This is a genomic window from Phycicoccus sp. DTK01 (assembly GCF_017312765.1).
GTDB lineage: Bacteria > Actinomycetota > Actinomycetes > Actinomycetales > Dermatophilaceae > Phycicoccus > Phycicoccus jejuensis.
On sequence record NZ_BOPU01000001.1, the window covers coordinates 414,116 to 431,883 of the forward strand.

Sequence of the window (17,768 nt, forward strand, 5' to 3'; positions counted from 1 at the left end):
TCGACCCGGCCGGGCTCTGGGGGGTCGAGGTATTCGGCCACCGCGAGAGGGTCGCCGAATACCTCGACCCGTCGGAAGGAACCGCCTGACCCACCCTCCGACCCCGAACGCCGCCCCGGACGGCGCTGCCCGGCCCGCCCCTCCTCGCCTAGCCTGCGGCTGTGCTGAGCCTGCTCGCCCTCGCCTCGTCGGCGGTCTGGGGCACCTCGGACTTCTTCGCCGGCCTCGCCTCGCGGCGCCGCCCACCGGTCGCCGTCGTCGGCTGGACGCAGGGTCTCGCTCTCCTGGTCGTCTCGGCGATCGTCCTCGTCCGTCGCGACACCGTCACCTTCGAGGGCTGGCCGCTGTGGTCGGTCGCCGCCGGCCTCGCGGGGATGACCGGCCTCGTCTGCTTCTACTCCGCCCTGTCCGCCGGGACGATGGGCGTCGTCGCACCGATCGCCGCCCTCGGCGTCGTCGTGCCCGTCGTCCTCGGCGTGGCGGGCGGCGACACCCCCTCGCCGTGGGCCTGGGTCGGGATGCTCGTCGCGATCATCGGCGTCACGCTGGCCAGCGGCCCCGAGCTGACCGGCGAGGTCTCCCCACGCCCGGTCGTCCTCGCGTCGGTCGCGGCCCTCGGCTTCGGTCTCGCCCTCTACTGCCTCGACCGCGGCGCCCGCGAGTCCGCGCTCCTCACGCTCTGGGGGATGCGCCTGACGTCGGTGAGCATCCTCGTCGTCGTCGCCCTGCTCGTGCGCTCGACCGGCGGTGTCACCCCGCGCGAGGTGCCCGGTCTGCTGCTCATCGGCTGCGGCGACCTCGGCGCGAACTTCCTCTTCGGCATCGCGTCCTCGCGCGGCGAGGTGAGCATCGCCTCCGTGCTCGGCTCGCTCTACCCCGTCGTGACGATCGTGCTCGCGCGCGTCGTCATCAAGGAACGGCTGCGGCGGGTGCAGCAGGCCGGCGTCGCCCTCGCCCTCGGCGGCGCGGTGCTCATCGCCCTCTGACCGCGGCGTCCACCCCCGCCGGCGGATGGGAGGATGTCGAGCCGTGACGACCTCCCCGAGCCCGGCCGCCGCGCCCGCCTCCGACTCCGCCCTCGTGCGGGCCGCCCGCGGCCTGCCCGTGCCGCACACCCCGGTCTGGTTCATGCGCCAGGCCGGCCGCTCGCTGCCCGAGTACCGCAAGGTCCGCGAGGGCGTCGGGATGCTCGAGTCCTGCCGGCGCCCCGACCTCGTCACCGAGATCACCCTCCAGCCCGTGCGCCGCCACGGCGTCGACGCGGCGATCTTCTTCTCCGACATCGTCGTGCCCCTCGCGGCCGTCGGCATCGACCTCGACATCGTCGCCGGTGTCGGCCCGGTCGTGGCCGAGCCGGTGCGCAGCCGCGCCGACCTCGAGCGGCTGCGCGACCTTGTCCCCGAGGACGTCCCCGACATCACCGAGTCGGTCCGGATGCTCACCGCCGAGCTCGGCGCGACGCCGCTCATCGGCTTCGCCGGCGCGCCGTTCACCCTCGCGTCCTACCTCGTCGAGGGAGGGCCGTCGAAGAACCACGAGCACACCAAGGCCCTCATGCACGGCGACCCCGAGCTGTGGCACGACCTGTGCGCCCGGCTCGCCCGCATCTCCGGCGCGTTCCTGCGGGTGCAGGGCGAGGCCGGCGCGTCTGCCCTCCAGCTCTTCGACTCCTGGGCCGGCTTCCTCAGCCGCGCCGACTACGCGCGCTTCGTCGCGCCGCACTCGGCCGCCGCGCTCGCGTCCGTCGCGGACCTCGGCGTGCCGCGCATCCACTTCGGGGTCGGCACCGGCGAGCTGCTCACCCTCATGGGCGAGGCGGGCGCCGACGTCGTCGGGGTCGACTACCGGGTGTCACTGACCGACGCCCTCGAGCGCACGGGCGGGCGCTGGCCGCTCCAGGGCAACCTCGACCCGGCGCTGCTCTTCGCGCCGTGGGAGGCGCTCGAGCGCCGGGTCGTCGAGATCGTCGAGGAGGGTCGGGCCGCTCCCGGGCACGTCTTCAACCTCGGCCACGGCGTCCTGCCGCACACCGACCCCGACGTGCTCACCCGCGTCGTCGAGCTCGTCCACGAGGTCTCCGCGCGGTGACCGGCGGCCCGGCGGCACCCGACGAGCGCGCCATGCTCGACGCGTTCCTCGACGAGCACCGGGCCGGGCTGCGCGAGACGCTCGCCGGGTTGACCGAGGAGCAGGCGCGACGTCGGCTCGTGCCGTCCGCGACGACGCTGCTCGGGCTGCTCAAGCACGTCACCTTCGTCGAGCGGGTGTGGTCGGAGGAGGCCGTGCTGCAGCGGCCGCGGACCGAGATCGGGCTGCCCGCCACAGTCGACGAGACGTTCGTCCTCCATGACGCCGACACCATCGCCTCGGTCCTGGACGCGCACGAGAAGGCCTGCGCCACAGCGCGGTCCATCGCGGCGACAGTCGGCCTCGACGACCTCGTCCACGGCAACCGGCGCGGGCCGCTGTCGATGCGCTGGGTGCAGCTGCACCTCCTGCGCGAGCTCGCGCAGCACGCGGGGCACGCCGACATCCTCCGCGAGCAGGTGCTCGCCGCGGACGCCCGGGACGCCTGAGCCCGTGCCCGCCGACCGTGTCCTCACCGGTGACGGGCTGACCCTCGAGCCGCTGCGCGTGGAGCACGCCGAGGAGATGGCGAGCGCCCTCGGCGACCCGGCCCTGCACACGGTGATCGGGGGCCGTCCGGCGAGCTCCGACGAGCTGCGCGCCCGCTACGCCCGGCAGCTGCGCGGGCCCGCGGACCCGAGCGAGGAGTGGTGCACCTGGGTCGTGCGCGACGGCGGCGACGGCCCTCTCGTCGGCTACGTCCAGGCGACGCTCACCCGCGACGGAGCCCGCGCCGAGCTCGCGTGGGTCGTCGGGACCCCGTGGCAGGGCAGGGGCCTCGCGCGCCGGGCGGCCGCGCTCGTGCTGGCCGAGGTCCGGCGGCGGGGCGCCGAGGCGGTGCTCGCCCACGTGCGACCGGGCCACGCGCCGTCGGAGGCGGTGGCCCGGTCGCTCGGGATGCGGCCGACGGACGTCGTCGTCGACGGCGAGACCCGGTGGTCCCTGGAGACCGGGCGCCGCTGAGCCTCAGGCCGAGGGGGCGGCCGGCGGGGTCTGCGCCGTCGTGACGGCGACCGGCCGGCGGCGGCGCAGCCACGCGACGAGCGGGACGAGGACGAGCGCCGCGGCGACGCCGAAGGGCAGGACCGCGCCGAGGAGCGTCAGGACGAGCTGCACGGACCGGGTGAACGCCGTCCAGCCCGCCGCGAGCCCGGCGACGAACCCGGTCGGCTCCTCCATGGGCGCCGCACCGGCCTTCGTCGCGAGCCGGACGGTGACGGGGGAGAGGCTCACCTGGTCGTCGAGGGCGGCGAGCTGCTCCTCCATCGACTCCAGGTCCGCCTGCCGCCGGGACAGCTCGGCCTCGAGGCTCACGACGTCGGCCAGCTTGTCCGCGCGGCCCATGAGCAGGCGGACCCGCTCGACGCTGGCCTTCATCGTCTCGACGCGGGCGGCGGTGTCGACGTACTGACCGGTGACGTCGTCGGTGCTCGTCTGCCGCGACAGGACCTTGCCGGCCTTCCCGACCTCGTCGAGCGTCGCGTCGAGCTTCGCCGTGGGCACCGAGATGGTGAGGGTCCCCCAGCTGCCCTGCGCGGCAGGGTCGCTCGAGACCTCCTCCGCGACGACGAGCCCGCCCTGGCGCGTGGCGACGGCCCGCAGGGTCGAGGCGGCCCGCGCGACGTCGCCCACCTCGAGCGAGACGTCGGCGCGCCGCGCCAGCTTGCGCTCGGCCACGGCCGGGACGACCGCCGCCGAGGCGCCGCCCGCTGCGGCCTTGCTGCCCGTGCCCTGCTGGTCCACGGCGGTGGCCGCCTGGTCGCGCGCCTCGACGCTCGCGGCCGGTGCATCGGCCGCACCGCCGGCGGCGGACGACGAGGCGCCGGAGTCGGACGCGCTGCACGCGGCGAGGGCACTGACGCACAGGACGCCGGCGGCCAGGGCGGCGGCGAGGCGTCGGGACGGGGGGAGGGAGGTGGTGGGCACGGTGACTCCTTCGTCGGTGGCTCGGTCTCCGCTGGGGCGCCGCACCGTCCGTCGGAGTTCCCCGTCGGCGGTCTCGATGTGGTCACGGGTCGGCGTCGGCCGGGTCTCGCCGGACCCCGGTCCGGCGCGCCACCCGCCCGGGAACCCCCGGATGCCCCGTGAGAACCTGAGGACATGCCCGACGCGCCCCCGACCCGGCCCCACGTCGCCGTCGTCGGAGGCGGCATCGCCGGGCTCACCGCGGCCCTCGAGGTGCTCGACGCGCTGCCGGACGCCGACGTCACCGTCCTCGAGGCCGGGGACCGGTTCGGCGGCAAGCTGCGCACCGACGCCGTCGCGGGACTCCTCGTCGACGTCGGCGCCGAGTCGCTGCTCGCCGTCCGGCCCGAGGCCGTCGGGCTGGCCCGGCGGGTCGGCCTCGGGGACGACGACCTCGTCACGCCGGCGACGACCTCCGCCACGCTCTGGTCCCGCGGCGTGCTGCGCCCGCTGCCGCAGGGCACGCTCATGGGCGTCCCGACCGACCCGGAGTCGGCACGCGGCGTGCTCTCGGACGACGAGGTCGCGCGCGCGGCCGACCCGCAGCCGTGGCCGGGCGGCGCCGTCCACGACGACGTCTCGGTCGGCGAGTACGTGTCGCACGTGATGGGTCGCGCCGTCGTCGACCGGCTCGTCGAGCCCCTGCTCGGCGGGGTCTACGCCGGCCACGCGGACCGGCTCTCGCTCCGGGCGACGATGCCGGCGCTCTGGCAGCGTGCGGCGGCCGGTGATGCCCCGACCGCTGCACCGCCCGTCCGGCCGCCCGGCCCCGACGCCCCCGCCGCCGCGCCGCGCCAGCCGTTCGCGGGCATCCGCGGCGGCATCGGCCGGCTGCCCGTCGAGGTCGCCGACGCCCTGCGGGCGCGCGGGGCCCTGCTGCGCACCGGCGCCGTCGTCCGCGGCCTCGAGCGCGCCGGCTCGCGCTGGCGCCTCGTCGTCGGCTCCGCGGCCGACCCCGTCGCGGTCGAGGCCGACGCCGTCGTCCTCGCCCTGCCGCCCGCCCCCACCGCGCGCCTGCTCGCCGACCTGGCGCCGGCCGCCTCCCGGCTGCTCGGCGAGGTCGAGACGGCGTCGATGGCCGTCGTCACCCTCGCGGTGCGCCGGGAGGGGCTGCCCGAGCTGCCCGGGTCGGGCTTCCTCGTGCCGCCGGTCGACGGGCGGAGCATCAAGGCGAGCACCTTCAGCGCCAACAAGTGGGCGTGGGTCGGCGCGCTGTCGCCCGACGTCGTGCACCTGCGTGCCTCGCTCGGCCGGGCCGGGGAGGAGGCCGTCCTCCAGCGGGACGACGCGGACCTCGTGACCCTCGCGGTGGCCGAGGTCGGCGAGGCGCTCGGCGCCCCGCTGACGCCGGTCGTCGACCACCACGTCCAGCGCTGGGGCGGCGCGCTGCCGCAGTACGCGGTCGGCCACGTCGAGCGCGTCGCGGGCGTGCGTGCCGACGTCGCGGGCCTCGCCGGCGTGGAGGTCGCCGGCGCCACCTACGACGGCGTCGGCGTGCCGGCCGTCATCGCCTCCGCCACGACCGCCGCCCGCGCCGTCGTCGAGCACCTGACCTCCGCCGCGGCAGGCGCGGCGAGCACCGCAGCATCCCGAGGAGAGTCGCGATGAGCACCCCCAGCCGCCCCGCCCCGAGCAAGCCCGGCGCGAGCCGCATCCGCGAGATCAACGACACCATCCGCTACGCCATGTGGTCGGTGTTCGCCCTCGCCGAGCCGCTCGGGGACGCCGACCGCGCCGCCCTCGCCGACGAGGTCGAGCAGCTCTTCGCGTCCTTCGGCGCCGAGGACGTCGTGGTCCGCGGCGTCTACGACGTCGCCGGCCTGCGCGCCGACGCCGACCTCATGGTCTGGTGGCACGCTGCGACCATCGAGGCGCTCCAGCAGGCGTACCACGCGCTCCTGCGCACCGAGCTCGGGCAGCACCTCGACCCGGTGTGGTCGGTCGCGGCCCTCCACCGCCCGGCCGAGTTCAACAAGAGCCACATCCCGGCGTTCATGGCCGACGAGGAGGCGCGGAAGTACGTCTGCGTCTACCCGTTCGTGCGCTCGTACGAGTGGTACGTCATGGACGACAAGGAGCGCCGCGACATGCTCGTCGAGCACGGGCAGATGGCGCGCGAGTACCCCGATGTGCGCGCCAACACCATCGCGGCCTTCGCCCTGGGCGACTACGAGTGGGTGCTGGCCTTCGAGGCCGACGAGCTGCACCGCATCGTCGACCTCATGCGCGAGCTGCGCGCGTCCAAGGCGCGGCTGCACGTCCGCGAGGAGATCCCCTTCTACACCGGCCCCCTCGTCGAGGTGCGCGACCTCGTCGCCCGCCTGCGCTGACCCTCTGCCGCCCCACCCGACTCATCCCATCCGCACCACGCGTATCGGGTGACCCGATACGGCCGCGCTGTACCCGAGAACCGTTGTCGGGTGAGGCGCGGCCTTGTCCGCGGCAGGGGGCGCCGTCCACAGGGCGCGTCACGGAGCGCGGTCGTCCACAGATCGGGTCGACCCCGATGACGTGACCCGTCGCGCCGCCCGACGCTGGCCAGATGGATGACGCACTCCGAGCGCTGGCCGACGCCCAGGGCGGTGTCTTCACGACGATGCAGGCCCGGCGCATCGGGGTCGGGGACCGTGGCCTGGCGCGGCTGCGGCGGGACAAGGAGGTGCACGCCGTCGCGCGCTCCGTCTCCAGCACCACGCCGTGGCGGGACGGTCGGGTCGATGCCCGCCTCCTCGTGCGGACACGCGGGGCGCTGGCCCTGTACCCGGACTCGTACGCGGTCGGTGCCTCCGCTCTCGTGCTGGCCGGCGTGCCGGTCCACCGGGTCGGCTCCGACCGGGCCGACGTCGCGCGACCCGTCCATCGCGAGGTGCTGACGGACCTGTGCCGGATCCGTCCGCCGCACCCGTCGCTGCGGTCCTCGACGAGCCCGTCGACGGCACAGGGGCTGGCCGAGGCCGTCGTGCAGACCGCGCTCGACCACGGCCACGTCGCCGCCGTCGTGGCGGCCGACCACGCCCTGCACCACGGGTTGGTCACCCGCGCCGAGATCGAGGCGGTCGCCGACCTCGTCGAGGGATGGCCCGAGTCGGCCCGGGTGCGCACGACGGTCGCCCTCATGGACGGACGCTCCGAGTCGGTCGGCGAGACGCTTGCGCGCCTGTTCGTCGTGGGCCTGGGTTGGCGCGTCACGCCGCAGCTACCCCTGCGGGACGCCGCCGGGGTCTTCGGCTACGGGGACCTCGGGGTCGACGGCACGAACCTCGTGCTGGAGTTCGACGGGCGGGTCAAGTACGCGAGCGACGCGGACGCGCTCTGGAAGGAGAAGCGCCGCGAGGACCGCGGGCGCCGGGCCGGCTACCTCTTCGAGCGGATCATCTGGTCCGAGCTGGACGCGCCGGCCGTCCTGGGGCCGCGGCTGACGGCGGCGCGCGCCAGGGCCGAGCGCCGGCCGGACGCCTGACGCGGCCGACCATCCCGGACAACGCTGCGCCTCACCCGAGAACGGAACTCGGGTGAGGCGCGGTCGTATCGGGTGACCCGATACGCGTGTGACGAGCGGGGTGGGGGGCGGCGCGGTGCGGGCGGGTCAGGCGTCGGTGGCCGGGCGCAGCGTCATGCTGATCGAGTTGATGCAGTAGCGCTGGTCGGTCGGGGTGTCGAACCCCTCGCCCTCGAAGACGTGCCCGAGGTGGCTGCCGCACGCGGCGCAGCGGACCTCGACGCGCTTCATGCCCATCGAGCGGTCCTCGAGCAGCTCGACGGCGTCGCCGGCCAGCGGGCTCCAGAACGACGGCCAGCCGCAGTGCGACTCGAACTTCGTGTCCGACTCGAACAGCTCGGCGCCGCACGCCCGGCAGGCGTACACGCCGGTGGTCTTGCTGTCGGTGTACTCCCCGACCCACGGGCGCTCGGTCCCGGCCTCGCGGAGCACCTGGTACTCGGCGGGCGAGAGCTGCTCGCGCCACTCGGCGTCGGTCTTGCGGACGGTGTACTCGTGACCGGTGGGCTTCATCGTCATGTCCGTCCCAACACCACGCGCGCCCCGATGGTTCCCGCCGCGTCCACCCGCCCGTCGGCACCCGTCGTTAGGCTCCGGGACATGGCCGATGCACAGATCGTCGAGGTCGAGGGGCCGCACGGCGTCCGGCAGGTCCGCCTGAGCAGCCCCGACCGGCTCATGTGGCCCGACGCGGGGATCACCAAGGGGGACCTCGCGGGGTACGTCCAGGCGGTCGGCGACTGCCTCGTGCGCCACATCGGCGACCGGCCGGTCACCCTCCAGCGCTTCCCCGAGGGCATCGAGGGCGAGGAGTTCTACCAGAAGAACCCCCCGAAGGGGATGCCCGACTGGGTCGGCACGGTCGGCTGCCGCTACCCGAGCGGCCGGCGCCACCCGCAGATCGTCGTCGACGAGGTCGCGACCGCGGTCTGGGCCGTGCAGATGAACACGGTCACCTTCCACCCGTGGCCGGTGCGCACCGCCGACACCGACCGTCCGGACGAGCTGCGCATCGACCTCGACCCGCAGCCCGGGCGCACGTTCTCCGACGCCGTCGAGGCCGCGGTCGCCCTGCGCGAGCTGATGGGCGAGCTCGGGCTCACGGCCTGGGCCAAGACGAGCGGCAACCGCGGCGTGCACGTCTACGCGCGCGTCGCGCCGACGCACGAGTTCCTCGACGTGCGCCACGGCGTCATCGGCATCGCCCGTGAGCTCGAGCGCCGCCTGCCCGACCTCGTCACCGCGTCGTGGTGGAAGGAGGAGCGCGGCGAGCGCGTCTTCGTCGACTTCAACCAGGCCTGCCGCGACCGCACCATCGCGTCGGCCTACAGCCCGCGCCCGCTGCCCGGTGCGCCGGTCTCGATGCCGGTCACCTGGGACGAGCTGCCCACCGTCTCGCCGGGCGACTTCACCGTGCTGACCGTCCCCGACGTCCTCGAGGACCGCGGCGACGCGTGGGAGGGCATCGACGGCGCCGTCGGTGACGTCACCACGGCGATCGCCCTGTGGGACAGGGATGTTGAGGAGCGCGGCCTCGGGGAGCTCAACTTCCCGCCCGACTACCCGAAGATGCCGGGCGAGCCCCCGCGCGTGCAGCCGAGCAAGCGCCGCCAGGACAAGGCCGACGCCGAGTACATGGCACCCAAGGCCGAGCGCGACGCCGCGCTGCGCGAGGAGTGGGGGATGCCCGTCGTGCCCCCGGTCGCGCCGATGCTCGCCAAGCCGGTCAAGGGCCTCGACGCGAAGGTGCTGCGCGACACCGAGGTCGTCTACGAGCCGAAGTGGGACGGGTTCCGCTCCATCGTCTTCCGCTCCGGCGACCGCGTCGAGATCGGCAGCCGCAACGAGAAGCCGATGACGCGCTACTTCCCCGAGGTCGTCGAGGCGGCGCTGGCCAACCTGCCCGAGCGCTGCGTCGTCGACGGCGAGATCATCGTCGTCCGGCCGGGGGAGGACCGGCTCGACTTCGAGCTGCTCAGCCAGCGCATCCACCCGGCGGCCAGCCGGGTCACGAAGCTGTCCGTCGAGACGCCGGCCCGGTTCGTCGCGTTCGACCTGCTGGCCCTCGGCGACGACGACCTGACCGGCCGGCCCTTCGCCGAGCGCCGCGCCCTCCTCGAGGAGGCCCTCGCCGACGCGCAGGCCCCCGTCCACCTCACCCCCGCGACGCGCGACCCCGAGGTCGCCGCCGGGTGGTTCACCGAGTTCGAGGGGGCGGGCCTCGACGGGCTCGTCGCCAAGCCGGCCGACGGGGCGTACGAGCCGGACAAGCGGACGATGCTCAAGATCAAGCACGAGCGCACCGCCGACTGCGTCGTCGCCGGCTACCGCACCCACAAGTCCGGTGACGACGTCATCGGCAGCCTGCTCCTCGGCATCCACGACGCCGACGGCACCCTCGTGTCCGTGGGGGTCATCGGCGCGTTCCCCATGGCCCGCCGCAAGGAGCTGTTCGAGGAGCTGCAACCGCTCGTCACGGACTTCGACGACCACCCGTGGGCCTGGGCGAAGCAGGAGGAGGGCAACCGGACCCCGCAGAACGCGGCCGGCAGCCGGTGGGCCGCCGGGAAGGACCTCTCCTTCACGCCGCTGCGGCCCGAGCGCGTCGTGGAGGTGCGCTACGACCACATGGAGGGTGTGCGCTTCCGGCACACCGCCCAGTTCGTGCGCTGGCGCCCCGACAAGGACCCGGCGGACTGCACGTACGAGCAGCTCGACGAGCCGGTCTCGTACGACCTCTCGGCCGTCCTGGCCGGGGAGCCCACGTGACCGAGCGCGCACCGGCCCGCGCCGGCCGTGCCCGTCGCCTCGCCCTCGCCGGCGCTGCCGTCGGGGGGACGGCCGCCCTCGCGTCCGGTGGGGGGTCCGTCGCCGCCGCGGCCTACTTCGCCCGCAGGGTCGTCACCCCCGAGCGGGCCCGACCCGACGACGTCGTCGTCCACTCCGCCGACGCCACGAGCGTCGTCCTCGGCACGACCGCCGAGACGGTCGTCCCCGGTCGCTACGGGCTGTGGCTCGAGGGCGGCCTCGGGCACGCCCGCTACGGCGAGGTCCTCGAGCTCGACGCGACGGCCGGCCGCGTCCGCCGCGAGCTGCTCGGGGTCGACCGCGGCGTGCTCGCGCCCGGCACGGCACGCTTCAACCCCTACTTCCACGGCAGCGCCCCCGACGACAGCCTCGACCTGCCGACCGAGCACGTCACCTACGACGGCGAGCTCGGCCCGATGCCCGCCTGGGTCGTCGCGCCGGGCGGTGTGCCGACCACGCGCTGGGCGGTGCTCGTGCACGGCCGCGGCGCCCGGCGCGAGGAGACGGTCCGCGCGCTCGCGCCCCTGCTCGCCGAGGGATGGACCTGTCTCGTGCCCACCTACCGCAACGACGAGGGCGTCCCCGCCGGCCCCGACGGCCGGTACGCCCTCGGCCTGTCGGAGTGGCGCGACATCGACGCCGCGATGGGCTACGCCCTGGGCCGCGGCGCCGAGGAGCTGCTGCTCGCCGGCTGGTCGATGGGGGGAGCCATCGTGCTCCAGGCCCTCGACCGGTCGGTGCACGCCGACGCGGTCGGCCGGGTCGTCCTCGACGGGCCGGTCGTCGACTGGGGCGACGTCCTCGCGCACCATGCGCACGAGCACCACATCCCGCCGCCGGTCGGCTCGCTCGCGCGCCTCCTGATGCGCCACCGGCTCGGGCACCGGCTGGTGGGGGTGCACGAGGGCGTCGACCTCGCCCTCACCGACTGGGTGCGGCGCGCCGACGAGCTGCGCCACCGCGTGCTGCTCATCCACTCCGCCGACGACGAGTTCGTGCCCTTCGGTCCGTCGCTGGCGCTCGCCCAGGCGCGCCCGGACCTTGTCGAGTTCCACGAGTGGCGGCTGGCCCGGCACTGCAAGGAGTGGAACACCGACCCGGAACGGTGGGAGTCGCTCGTCCGCGAGTTCGCCTCGGGCTGAACCCAGTTGGGGGCAGCGGTCAGCGGCGGACCCGCCAGAGGCCGAGCAGGGTGCCCGACTCCTCGAGCAGCAGGTGGGGCCGGAGCGCGACGCCGTCCGGGACGGCGAGGGCCGGCCCGCCGACGATCCGCGGGAAGTCGCCGCCGACCACCACCGGGGCCGTCGTGAGCGCCATCTCGTCGACGACGCCGGCCGCGAGCGCCGTGCCGAGGAGCGACGGCCCGCCCTCGACGAGCACGTGCCGCAGCCCGCGCTCGGCCAGGCGGTCCAGCGCCTCCGGGAGGTCGACCTCGTCGTCGCCGCAGACGAGCACCGACTCCTCGCCGAGCACGGAGCGCGCCCGTGAGAGCGCCGCGTCGCCGGCGGACGCGCAGGTGACGAGCAGGCCCGCGCCGCGTCCCTCCGTCGGCGTGCGCAGGCCCTCGGGCACGCGACCGCTGTGGGTCACGACGACGAGGGCCGCCGGAACCGGGGAGCGACGGGTGGGCGGGACCCGGGTGTAGCCCTCGTCGCGCACGGTGCCCGCGCCGACGAGCACCGCGTCGGCGTGGTCGCGCAGGACGGCGAAGACGCGGTGGTCGGCCGGGGTGTTGACCGACCCGCTCGTCCCGTCCGCGCCGGTGGCGGAGCCGTCGAGCGTCGTCACCATGTTGGAGCGCACCCAGCGGCGGTGCCGTGCAGGCGCGTAGAGGCCGACGAGGTCGGCGGCCGTGACCCGGCTGCCGGGGGAGGCGGGACGGCGGGGGTCGATGAGCACGCGCACGACGGCATCCTCGCAGCCCGGTTCTGCGAGGATGCCGAGATGGGCAAGCGCAAGGGCAAGGGGACGAAGGCCGGCCGGGCCGTCGAGGCGGCCGACCTCGAGGGCAAGGCGGCGAAGAAGGCGCGCAAGAAGCGCGAGGCGGCCGCGCAGGCGCGTGCGGACGAGGCGGTCGAGGCCGCGTCCTGGTCGGAGGCCCTCCGGTTCCGACCCGGTGTCCGGCTCAGTGACGTCGACCCGCGCTCGACGCCCGGCTTCGACGGCAAGAAGTCCGACGGCGAGGAGGTCATGGTCGAGCTCCAGCAGCGGCTGTCCGACCTCCAGGAGCGCCTCTTCGCCGAGTCCAAGGGCGGCGGCACGCGCTCGGTGCTCCTTGTCATCCAGGGGATGGACACCTCCGGCAAGGGCGGCATCATGCGCCACGTCGTCGGGGCCGTCGACCCGCAGGGCGTGCGCATCACCTCCTTCAAGGCGCCGAGCGCCGAGGAGAAGCGGCACCCGTTCCTCTGGCGTATCCGCAGGGCGCTGCCGACGCCGGGGCTCATCGGCGTCTTCGACCGCTCGCACTACGAGGACGTGCTCATCGTCCGCGTCCACGACCTCGTGCCGCGCACGACGTGGTCGCGCCGGTACGGGCAGATCAACCGGTTCGAGGAGCAGGTCGTCGCCGACGGCACGACGGTCGTCAAGGTGATGATGCACCTCTCGCCCGAGGAGCAGAAGGAGCGACTCGGGGAGCGGCTCTCGCGGGGCGACAAGTACTGGAAGTACAACCCCGGCGACCTCGACGAGCGTGCCCGCTGGACGGACTACATGGAGGCGTACCAGGTTGCGCTGGAGCGCTGCTCGACGGACGCCGCGCCGTGGCACGTCGTCCCGGCCGACCGCAAGTGGTACGCCCGGCTGGCCGTGACCAACCTCCTGCTCGAGGCGCTCGAGCGGATGGACCCGCAGTGGCCCGCGGCCGACTTCGACGTCGAGGCCGAGCGCGAGCGGCTCGAGCTCAGCCCCTGACCGGCCCGTCGGCGGCCCCGGGCGGCAGTGCCCGGTCGACGACGATGCCCGCCGTCGTGACCCCGACGGCGTCCGACAGCGTCCCGAAGACCACGCCGTGCTCCCGGCGGACGCGGCTCGCGACGAAGGCGTCGGCGACCAGGCCGGGGGAGTGGCGCACGAGGAGCGCCGCCTGCAGGGTGACGGCGAGCCGCTCGACGGCGCGGCGCGCGTTCCAGGCGGCGTCGGGCTCCATCGCCTCGGCCCCTGCGTGCTCGCACGCGTCGATGGCGGCGTCCAAGGCGGGGTCGTGGCCGCGGGCGAGGGCGAGCTCCTTGCCGAGCGCGGCGAGCGAGGCGGGCTCGCGGGTCAGCGCGCGCAGCACGTCGAGCGCGCCCACGTTGCCCGAGCCCTCCCAGAGCGAGTTGAGCGGCGCCTCGCGGTAGAGGCGGGCGAGCCCGTTCTCCTCGACGTACCCGTTGCCGCCGAGGCACTCCAGCGCCTCGGCGACCATCGGCGCGGTGCGCTTGCACACCCAGAACTTGCCGAGGGCGACGCCGAGCCGCGCGAGGTCGTGCTCGCCGGCGTCGACCGCGTGGGCCAGGCGCATCCCGAGCACGGTGGCCGCCTCGGACTCCAGCGCGAGGTCGGCGAGCACGTTGCGCATGAGGGGCTGGTCGACGAGGGCGGCCCCGAAGGCCCGGCGGTGGCGGGCGTGGTGCACGGCACGGGTCAGCGCGGCTCGCATCGTCGCCGCCGAGCCGAGGACGCAGTCCAGCCGGGTCGAGGACACCATCTCGATGATGGTGCGGACGCCGCGCCCCTCGTCGCCGACGCGCGAGGCCCACGCGCCGTCGAGCTCGATCTCGGAGCTCGCGTTGGCGCGGTTGCCGAGCTTGTCCTTGAGCCGCTGGAGGTGGAGCGCGTTGCGGGTGCCGTCGTCGAGGACGCGGGGGAGGAGGAAGCAGGTGAGCCCGCCGTCGGCCTGCGCGAGGACGAGGAAGCCGTCGCTCATCGGGGCGGAGCAGAACCACTTGTGGCCGGTCAGCCGGTAGGTCTCGCCGGGCAGCGGGCCGCCGGCGGTCGGGACGGCCCGCGTCGTGTTGGCGCGCACGTCCGAGCCGCCCTGCTTCTCGGTCATGCCCATGCCGAGCGTGAGGCCCTGCTTGTCGGCCCGCGGCCGCAGGACGGGGTCGTAGGCGCGCGCCGCGAGCCCCGGCACCCAGGCGTCGGCGAGCTCCGGCGCGTGGCGCAGCGCCGGCACCGCCGAGTGGGTCATCGAGACCGGGCACAGGTGCGCGGCCTCGACCTGGGACCAGAGCACGAAGCCCGCCGCCCGGCGTGCGTGCGCCCCGCTGCCGGCCGGTCGCGTCCACGGCTCGGCGGTCAGGCCCTCGCCGACCGCGACCTCGAGCAGCCGGTGGTAGTGCGGGTGGTAGTCGACCTCGTCGAGGCGCTCGCCCGTCGGCGCGTGCGTCCGGAGCGTCGGCGGCACCCGGTCGGCGTGGTCGGCCCAGGTCCGCACCTCGGGGGTCCCGGCGAGCCGGCCGAGGGCCCCGAGCGCGTCGGCGGCGCCACCGTCGGCCGGGCGCACCCAGCGCTCCACGGCCTCGGTCAGGGCCGCGTCCGCGGCGAGGACGTCGTGCCCCTCCATCGGCGGCACCTGGTTGGTCACGTCGTGGGTGCGCACCGATGCACTGTACGGCGGATACCGTGGGCGGCATGACCGACGCGAAGCGCCGCGTGAGCCGGGCCCTCGCACGGGTCCCGGGGGCGCTGCCGCTCGCTCGGCTGACGGTGGTGACCACGCGGATCTGCCTGCGCTACCGGGTCACCGGCCTGGCGTCCGAGGCGGGGTTCTTCGCGCTGCTGTCGCTGCCGCCTCTCGTCCTCGGGCTCTTCGGCGGGCTCGGCTACCTCGGCGGCGCGCTCGGGCCGGACACCGTCGACGAGGTGCGCGTGGCCATCCTGCGGTACGCGACGCAGTTCCTCACGCCGCAGGTCATCAACTCGGTCCTCGGGCCGACCGTCGACGACGTCCTGCGCGGCGGACGCTTCGACCTGCTGTCGATCGGTTTCGTCCTCTCGCTGTGGTCCGGCTCGCGCGCGGTCAACGTCTTCGTCGACACCATCTCGATCATGTACGGCCAGTCGGGGGTGCGCGGCATCATCCAGACGCGGGCGCTGTCGTTCTCGCTCTACGTGGTCGCGCTGCTCCTCGGCATCGTCACGATCCCGCTCGTGCTCCTCGGCCCGACGCTCCTCGGTGACCTGCTGCCGACCGCGTGGCACCCCCTGACCCTGCTCTACTGGCCGCTCGTCACGCTGCTGACCGTCGGGGGTCTCACGAGCCTCTACCACGTGTCCACGCCACGCCGGTCGCCCTGGACCCGGGACGTGCCGGGTGCCGTCCTCACCCTCGTCATCTGGGCGCTGGCCTCGTTCGTCGTGCGCGGCTCGATCGCCGCCTCGCTCGGCGGCACGTCCATCTACGGGCCGCTCTCGGCGCCGATCGTCATCCTCATCTGGCTCTACGCCCTCGCCATCGCGGTGCTCATCGGCGCCGCGCTCAACGGGGCCATCCGCGAGCTGTGGCCGGCCGACGAGCGCCGCTCGCTGCACACGCGCCTCCTCGACCGGATCCGCCACCGCTCGGTGGCCGCACCGGCCGCGCCGCGTGACCCCTTCGGCGACTACCGGCGCACGGGGGAGACCGACGAGCTCGACCTGCGCAGCCTGCGCACCGCCGCCAACCAGCCGATCACGCCCCTGTCCAACGCCGCCGAGCCCGCCGAGACGCCCGCCTCGCGCGAGGTCCTCGCGGGCTCCGAGAACGACCGCTGAGCGCCCGACGGGCCTCCCGCGGCCCCGGTTTGGAGTTCGCGGCACGGGTCGGATACTGTTTCGGAGCACGCCGAGAGGGGATGCCGAAAGGGATCGCTTCCGACGCGCGCGGATGTAGCTCAGTTGGTAGAGCGCAACCTTGCCAAGGTTGAGGTCGCCGGTTCGAACCCGGTCATCCGCTCGGAGGGTTAGCCGCCCCCAATGGTGGAGTGGCCGAGAGGCGAGGCAGCGGCCTGCAAAGCCGCGTACACGGGTTCAAATCCCGTCTCCACCTCGAGTAGGACCCCACGGGCGATTGGCGCAGCGGTAGCGCGCTTCCTTGACACGGAAGAGGTCACTGGTTCAAACCCAGTATCGCCCACCACCAGAAACGGCCCCTGACCTGCAGAAATGCAGGACAGGGGCCGTTGTCGTGCCCCGGTGTCAGGCGCCGGGGCCGAGCTGCTCCGCGAGTCCGACGAACCCGTCGGCCGTGAGGTCGGGGGCGGTGAAGCACGACGGCCAGCCGCGACCCGCGCGGTCCAGCCACGCCGTCCGCAGCCCGGCGCGGTGGGCGCCCTCGAGGTCCCACGGGTGCACCGCGACGAGCAGCGCCCGCTCCGCCGGGACGCCGGTGACCGACAGCGCGTGGGCGTAGGCCTGCGGCGCGGGCTTCCAGCGGCCCGCGTCCTCGACCGAGAGGTAGGCCTCCACCACCGCCTCGGCGTCCGTCCCGCTCAGCAGGGTGCGGGCGACCGAGGCCGCGCCGTTGCTCAGCGTGACGACCCGGCACCCGAGGGCGGCCAGGGCGACGAGACCGGGGACGACGTCGGGGTGGGGCCGCAGCGCGACCAGAGCCTGCAGGACCTCCGCGGCCGCGGCGTCGGGGTCGGCGCAGTCGACGGCGACGAGGCGTGAGCGCAGCGTCGCCGTCGCCACGTCGGCGAAGCCGGGGTTGTCGCCGAGGACGGTGAGCGCGAACGCATCCCGGAGCACGCCGGCGAACCAGGCCTCGACGTCGCGGGGGTCGAGCCCGACCGCGGCGAAGGCGTCGGCCAGGCCCCCGAGGTCCGAGAGCGTCTCGTTGACGTCGAGGACGACCAGGTCGGGCACCTCGGGGCGGGGGGCCGTGGGCGTCGCGGTCATGGGGTCCTCCGATGGCGGGTGCGGGGGCGAGGGTCGACCCGCGGGGCGGGGGACGGGCTCAGGTGCGGCCCCCGCTCGCCGATGGGACGGGCGTGGGTCGTGCCAGTCTCCCCGGGAGCCGCGGCCGCCGCAGCCCGTGGCGGTCGCTCCTCGCGCTTCCCGCAGTGCTGGCGCTCGCCGCCTGCGGCCCCACGGGGTTGTTCGCCGGCCCGCCCGACCCCGGAGGGATGACGCTACCGCTGGGGCCGGCGTCGACGATCCACCTGACCGTCGCGGCCGGCGCCGGCTGCCGGACCCTGACGACGCGCCTCACCGGCCTGGCGCGCGGGCACGTCTACAGCGTCTGGCTCGAGGTCGTCGTCCGCGGCGCCGACACCGGGGCGCCGCTGCAGCGGCAGGTGGGGGCGGAGCCCGCCGTCACCATCAGGTAGCGGAAGTCCGCCGGCGTCCAGCCGACTCACGGGAAGGGCCCAGCCCACGTGCAGCGCCTGGGCGTACCCCTGCC

17 protein-coding genes and 3 tRNA genes are annotated in these 17,768 nt (G+C 75.1%); 15 read left to right on the forward strand and 5 right to left on the reverse strand.

All coding sequences use genetic code 11. The features are described 5' to 3' along the window. Positions 1 to 161: 161 nt before the first annotated feature. The 4 genes from J3473_RS01865 to J3473_RS01880 are packed head-to-tail and all read left to right on the forward strand — an operon-like array spanning position 162 to position 3,090. Positions 162 to 986: a DMT family transporter gene (locus J3473_RS01865; RefSeq protein WP_207021671.1), complete on the forward strand. Its 825-nt coding sequence runs from the start codon at positions 162 to 164 to the stop codon at positions 984 to 986. Positions 987 to 1,029: 43 nt separating this feature from the next. Then, positions 1,030 to 2,088, forward strand: coding sequence for a uroporphyrinogen decarboxylase (gene hemE, locus J3473_RS01870; RefSeq protein WP_242525618.1), 1,059 nt, complete (start codon positions 1,030 to 1,032; stop codon positions 2,086 to 2,088). A 32-nt stretch (positions 2,089 to 2,120) separates the two neighbouring features. Beyond that, entirely contained in the window at positions 2,121 to 2,576 is a 456-nt protein-coding gene (locus tag J3473_RS01875) for a DinB family protein (RefSeq protein ID WP_207021673.1), read from the forward strand. Positions 2,577 to 2,580: 4 nt separating this feature from the next. Further along, positions 2,581 to 3,090, forward strand: coding sequence for a GNAT family N-acetyltransferase (locus J3473_RS01880; RefSeq protein ID WP_242525619.1), 510 nt, complete (start codon positions 2,581 to 2,583; stop codon positions 3,088 to 3,090). A gap of 3 nt (positions 3,091 to 3,093) precedes the next feature. Here J3473_RS01880 and J3473_RS01885 read toward each other — a convergent pair whose 3' ends face one another. Continuing rightward, entirely contained in the window at positions 3,094 to 4,053 is a 960-nt protein-coding gene (locus J3473_RS01885; protein ID WP_207021674.1) for a DUF4349 domain-containing protein, read from the reverse strand. A 174-nt stretch (positions 4,054 to 4,227) separates the two neighbouring features. Between J3473_RS01885 and hemG the strand changes: the two genes are divergently transcribed. From hemG to J3473_RS01900, 3 genes are all read left to right on the forward strand, one after another. Then, the gene (gene hemG, locus J3473_RS01890) at positions 4,228 to 5,700 is read left to right on the forward strand and encodes a protoporphyrinogen oxidase (RefSeq protein WP_207021675.1); all 1,473 of its coding nucleotides are present in this window, start codon (positions 4,228 to 4,230) and stop codon (positions 5,698 to 5,700) included. Beyond that, positions 5,697 to 6,422, forward strand: coding sequence for a hydrogen peroxide-dependent heme synthase (gene hemQ / locus J3473_RS01895; protein ID WP_207021676.1), 726 nt, complete (start codon positions 5,697 to 5,699; stop codon positions 6,420 to 6,422). The genes hemG and hemQ overlap by 4 nt, the downstream gene beginning before the upstream one ends. Before the next feature lie 212 nt (positions 6,423 to 6,634). Beyond that, a complete protein-coding gene (locus tag J3473_RS01900) occupies positions 6,635 to 7,552 on the forward strand; it encodes a type IV toxin-antitoxin system AbiEi family antitoxin domain-containing protein (protein WP_207021677.1) in 918 nt (305 codons plus the stop codon). A gap of 126 nt (positions 7,553 to 7,678) precedes the next feature. Here J3473_RS01900 and msrB read toward each other — a convergent pair whose 3' ends face one another. Next, positions 7,679 to 8,110, reverse strand: coding sequence for a peptide-methionine (R)-S-oxide reductase MsrB (gene msrB, locus J3473_RS01905; protein WP_030529040.1), 432 nt, complete (start codon positions 8,108 to 8,110; stop codon positions 7,679 to 7,681). Between the two features lie 81 nt (positions 8,111 to 8,191). On the opposite strand from msrB, the gene J3473_RS01910 reads away from it, so the two are divergent. Together J3473_RS01910 and J3473_RS01915 are read left to right on the forward strand one after the other, a co-directional pair. Next, a complete protein-coding gene (locus J3473_RS01910; protein ID WP_207021678.1) occupies positions 8,192 to 10,360 on the forward strand; it encodes an ATP-dependent DNA ligase in 2,169 nt (722 codons plus the stop codon). Continuing rightward, complete coding sequence (locus J3473_RS01915) at positions 10,357 to 11,541, forward strand: S9 family peptidase (RefSeq protein WP_207021679.1); 1,185 nt, start codon at positions 10,357 to 10,359, stop codon at positions 11,539 to 11,541. The genes J3473_RS01910 and J3473_RS01915 overlap by 4 nt, the downstream gene beginning before the upstream one ends. Positions 11,542 to 11,560: 19 nt before the next feature. Here the strand turns inward: J3473_RS01915 and J3473_RS01920 are convergent, their stop codons facing one another. Then, positions 11,561 to 12,304 (reverse strand): dihydrofolate reductase family protein, encoded by a 744-nt coding sequence (locus J3473_RS01920; RefSeq protein WP_207021680.1) that lies wholly within the window; start codon positions 12,302 to 12,304, stop codon positions 11,561 to 11,563. Between the two features lie 39 nt (positions 12,305 to 12,343). Here J3473_RS01920 and J3473_RS01925 point away from each other — a divergent pair, with 39 nt between their 5' ends. Further along, on the forward strand, positions 12,344 to 13,315 hold the full coding sequence (locus J3473_RS01925) for a polyphosphate kinase 2 family protein (RefSeq protein WP_207021681.1): 972 nt from the start codon (positions 12,344 to 12,346) through the stop codon (positions 13,313 to 13,315). Here the strand turns inward: J3473_RS01925 and J3473_RS01930 are convergent. Next, positions 13,305 to 14,984 carry an acyl-CoA dehydrogenase family protein gene (locus J3473_RS01930; RefSeq protein ID WP_207021682.1) on the reverse strand — a complete coding sequence of 560 codons (1,680 nt, stop codon included), beginning with the start codon at positions 14,982 to 14,984 and terminating at the stop codon, positions 13,305 to 13,307. The genes J3473_RS01925 and J3473_RS01930 overlap by 11 nt on opposite strands. Before the next feature lie 32 nt (positions 14,985 to 15,016). Between J3473_RS01930 and J3473_RS01935 the strand changes: the two genes are divergently transcribed. The 4 genes from J3473_RS01935 to J3473_RS01950 all read left to right on the forward strand — a co-directional run bounded on the left by J3473_RS01935 (position 15,017) and on the right by J3473_RS01950 (position 16,502). After that, positions 15,017 to 16,138 (forward strand): YihY/virulence factor BrkB family protein, encoded by a 1,122-nt coding sequence (locus J3473_RS01935; protein ID WP_207021683.1) that lies wholly within the window; start codon positions 15,017 to 15,019, stop codon positions 16,136 to 16,138. Positions 16,139 to 16,246: 108 nt separating this feature from the next. Next, positions 16,247 to 16,319: transfer RNA gene (locus J3473_RS01940), tRNA-Gly, on the forward strand. 22 nt (positions 16,320 to 16,341) lie between these two features. Then, positions 16,342 to 16,412, forward strand: a tRNA-Cys gene (locus J3473_RS01945). Positions 16,413 to 16,427: 15 nt separating this feature from the next. Continuing rightward, positions 16,428 to 16,502 (forward strand) — tRNA-Val (locus J3473_RS01950). A 59-nt stretch (positions 16,503 to 16,561) separates the two neighbouring features. On the opposite strand, the gene J3473_RS01955 is transcribed toward J3473_RS01950, so the two are convergent. Continuing rightward, positions 16,562 to 17,263 (reverse strand): haloacid dehalogenase type II, encoded by a 702-nt coding sequence (locus J3473_RS01955; RefSeq protein WP_207021684.1) that lies wholly within the window; start codon positions 17,261 to 17,263, stop codon positions 16,562 to 16,564. Positions 17,264 to 17,490: 227 nt separating this feature from the next. Between J3473_RS01955 and J3473_RS01960 the strand changes: the two genes are divergently transcribed. Continuing rightward, the gene (locus J3473_RS01960; protein ID WP_207021685.1) at positions 17,491 to 17,694 is read left to right on the forward strand and encodes a hypothetical protein; all 204 of its coding nucleotides are present in this window, start codon (positions 17,491 to 17,493) and stop codon (positions 17,692 to 17,694) included. Positions 17,695 to 17,768 lie beyond the last annotated feature (74 nt).

What these genes read in the sequence shown, in the direction of transcription:
- J3473_RS01875 (WP_207021673.1), top strand. Translation starts at nt 2,121, where the DNA reads ATGCTCGACGCGTTCCTCGACGAGCACCGGGCCGGGCTGCGCGAGACG.
- hemG (WP_207021675.1), top strand. Translation starts at nt 4,228, where the DNA reads ATGCCCGACGCGCCCCCGACCCGGCCCCACGTCGCCGTCGTCGGAGGC.
- hemQ (WP_207021676.1), top strand. Translation starts at nt 5,697, where the DNA reads ATGAGCACCCCCAGCCGCCCCGCCCCGAGCAAGCCCGGCGCGAGCCGC.
- J3473_RS01900 (WP_207021677.1), top strand. Translation starts at nt 6,635, where the DNA reads ATGGATGACGCACTCCGAGCGCTGGCCGACGCCCAGGGCGGTGTCTTC.
- msrB (WP_030529040.1), bottom strand. Translation starts at nt 8,110, where the DNA reads ATGACGATGAAGCCCACCGGTCACGAGTACACCGTCCGCAAGACCGAC.
- J3473_RS01910 (WP_207021678.1), top strand. Translation starts at nt 8,192, where the DNA reads ATGGCCGATGCACAGATCGTCGAGGTCGAGGGGCCGCACGGCGTCCGG.
- J3473_RS01925 (WP_207021681.1), top strand. Translation starts at nt 12,344, where the DNA reads ATGGGCAAGCGCAAGGGCAAGGGGACGAAGGCCGGCCGGGCCGTCGAG.
- J3473_RS01935 (WP_207021683.1), top strand. Translation starts at nt 15,017, where the DNA reads ATGACCGACGCGAAGCGCCGCGTGAGCCGGGCCCTCGCACGGGTCCCG.
- J3473_RS01955 (WP_207021684.1), bottom strand. Translation starts at nt 17,263, where the DNA reads ATGACCGCGACGCCCACGGCCCCCCGCCCCGAGGTGCCCGACCTGGTC.
- J3473_RS01960 (WP_207021685.1), top strand. Translation starts at nt 17,491, where the DNA reads ATGACGCTACCGCTGGGGCCGGCGTCGACGATCCACCTGACCGTCGCG.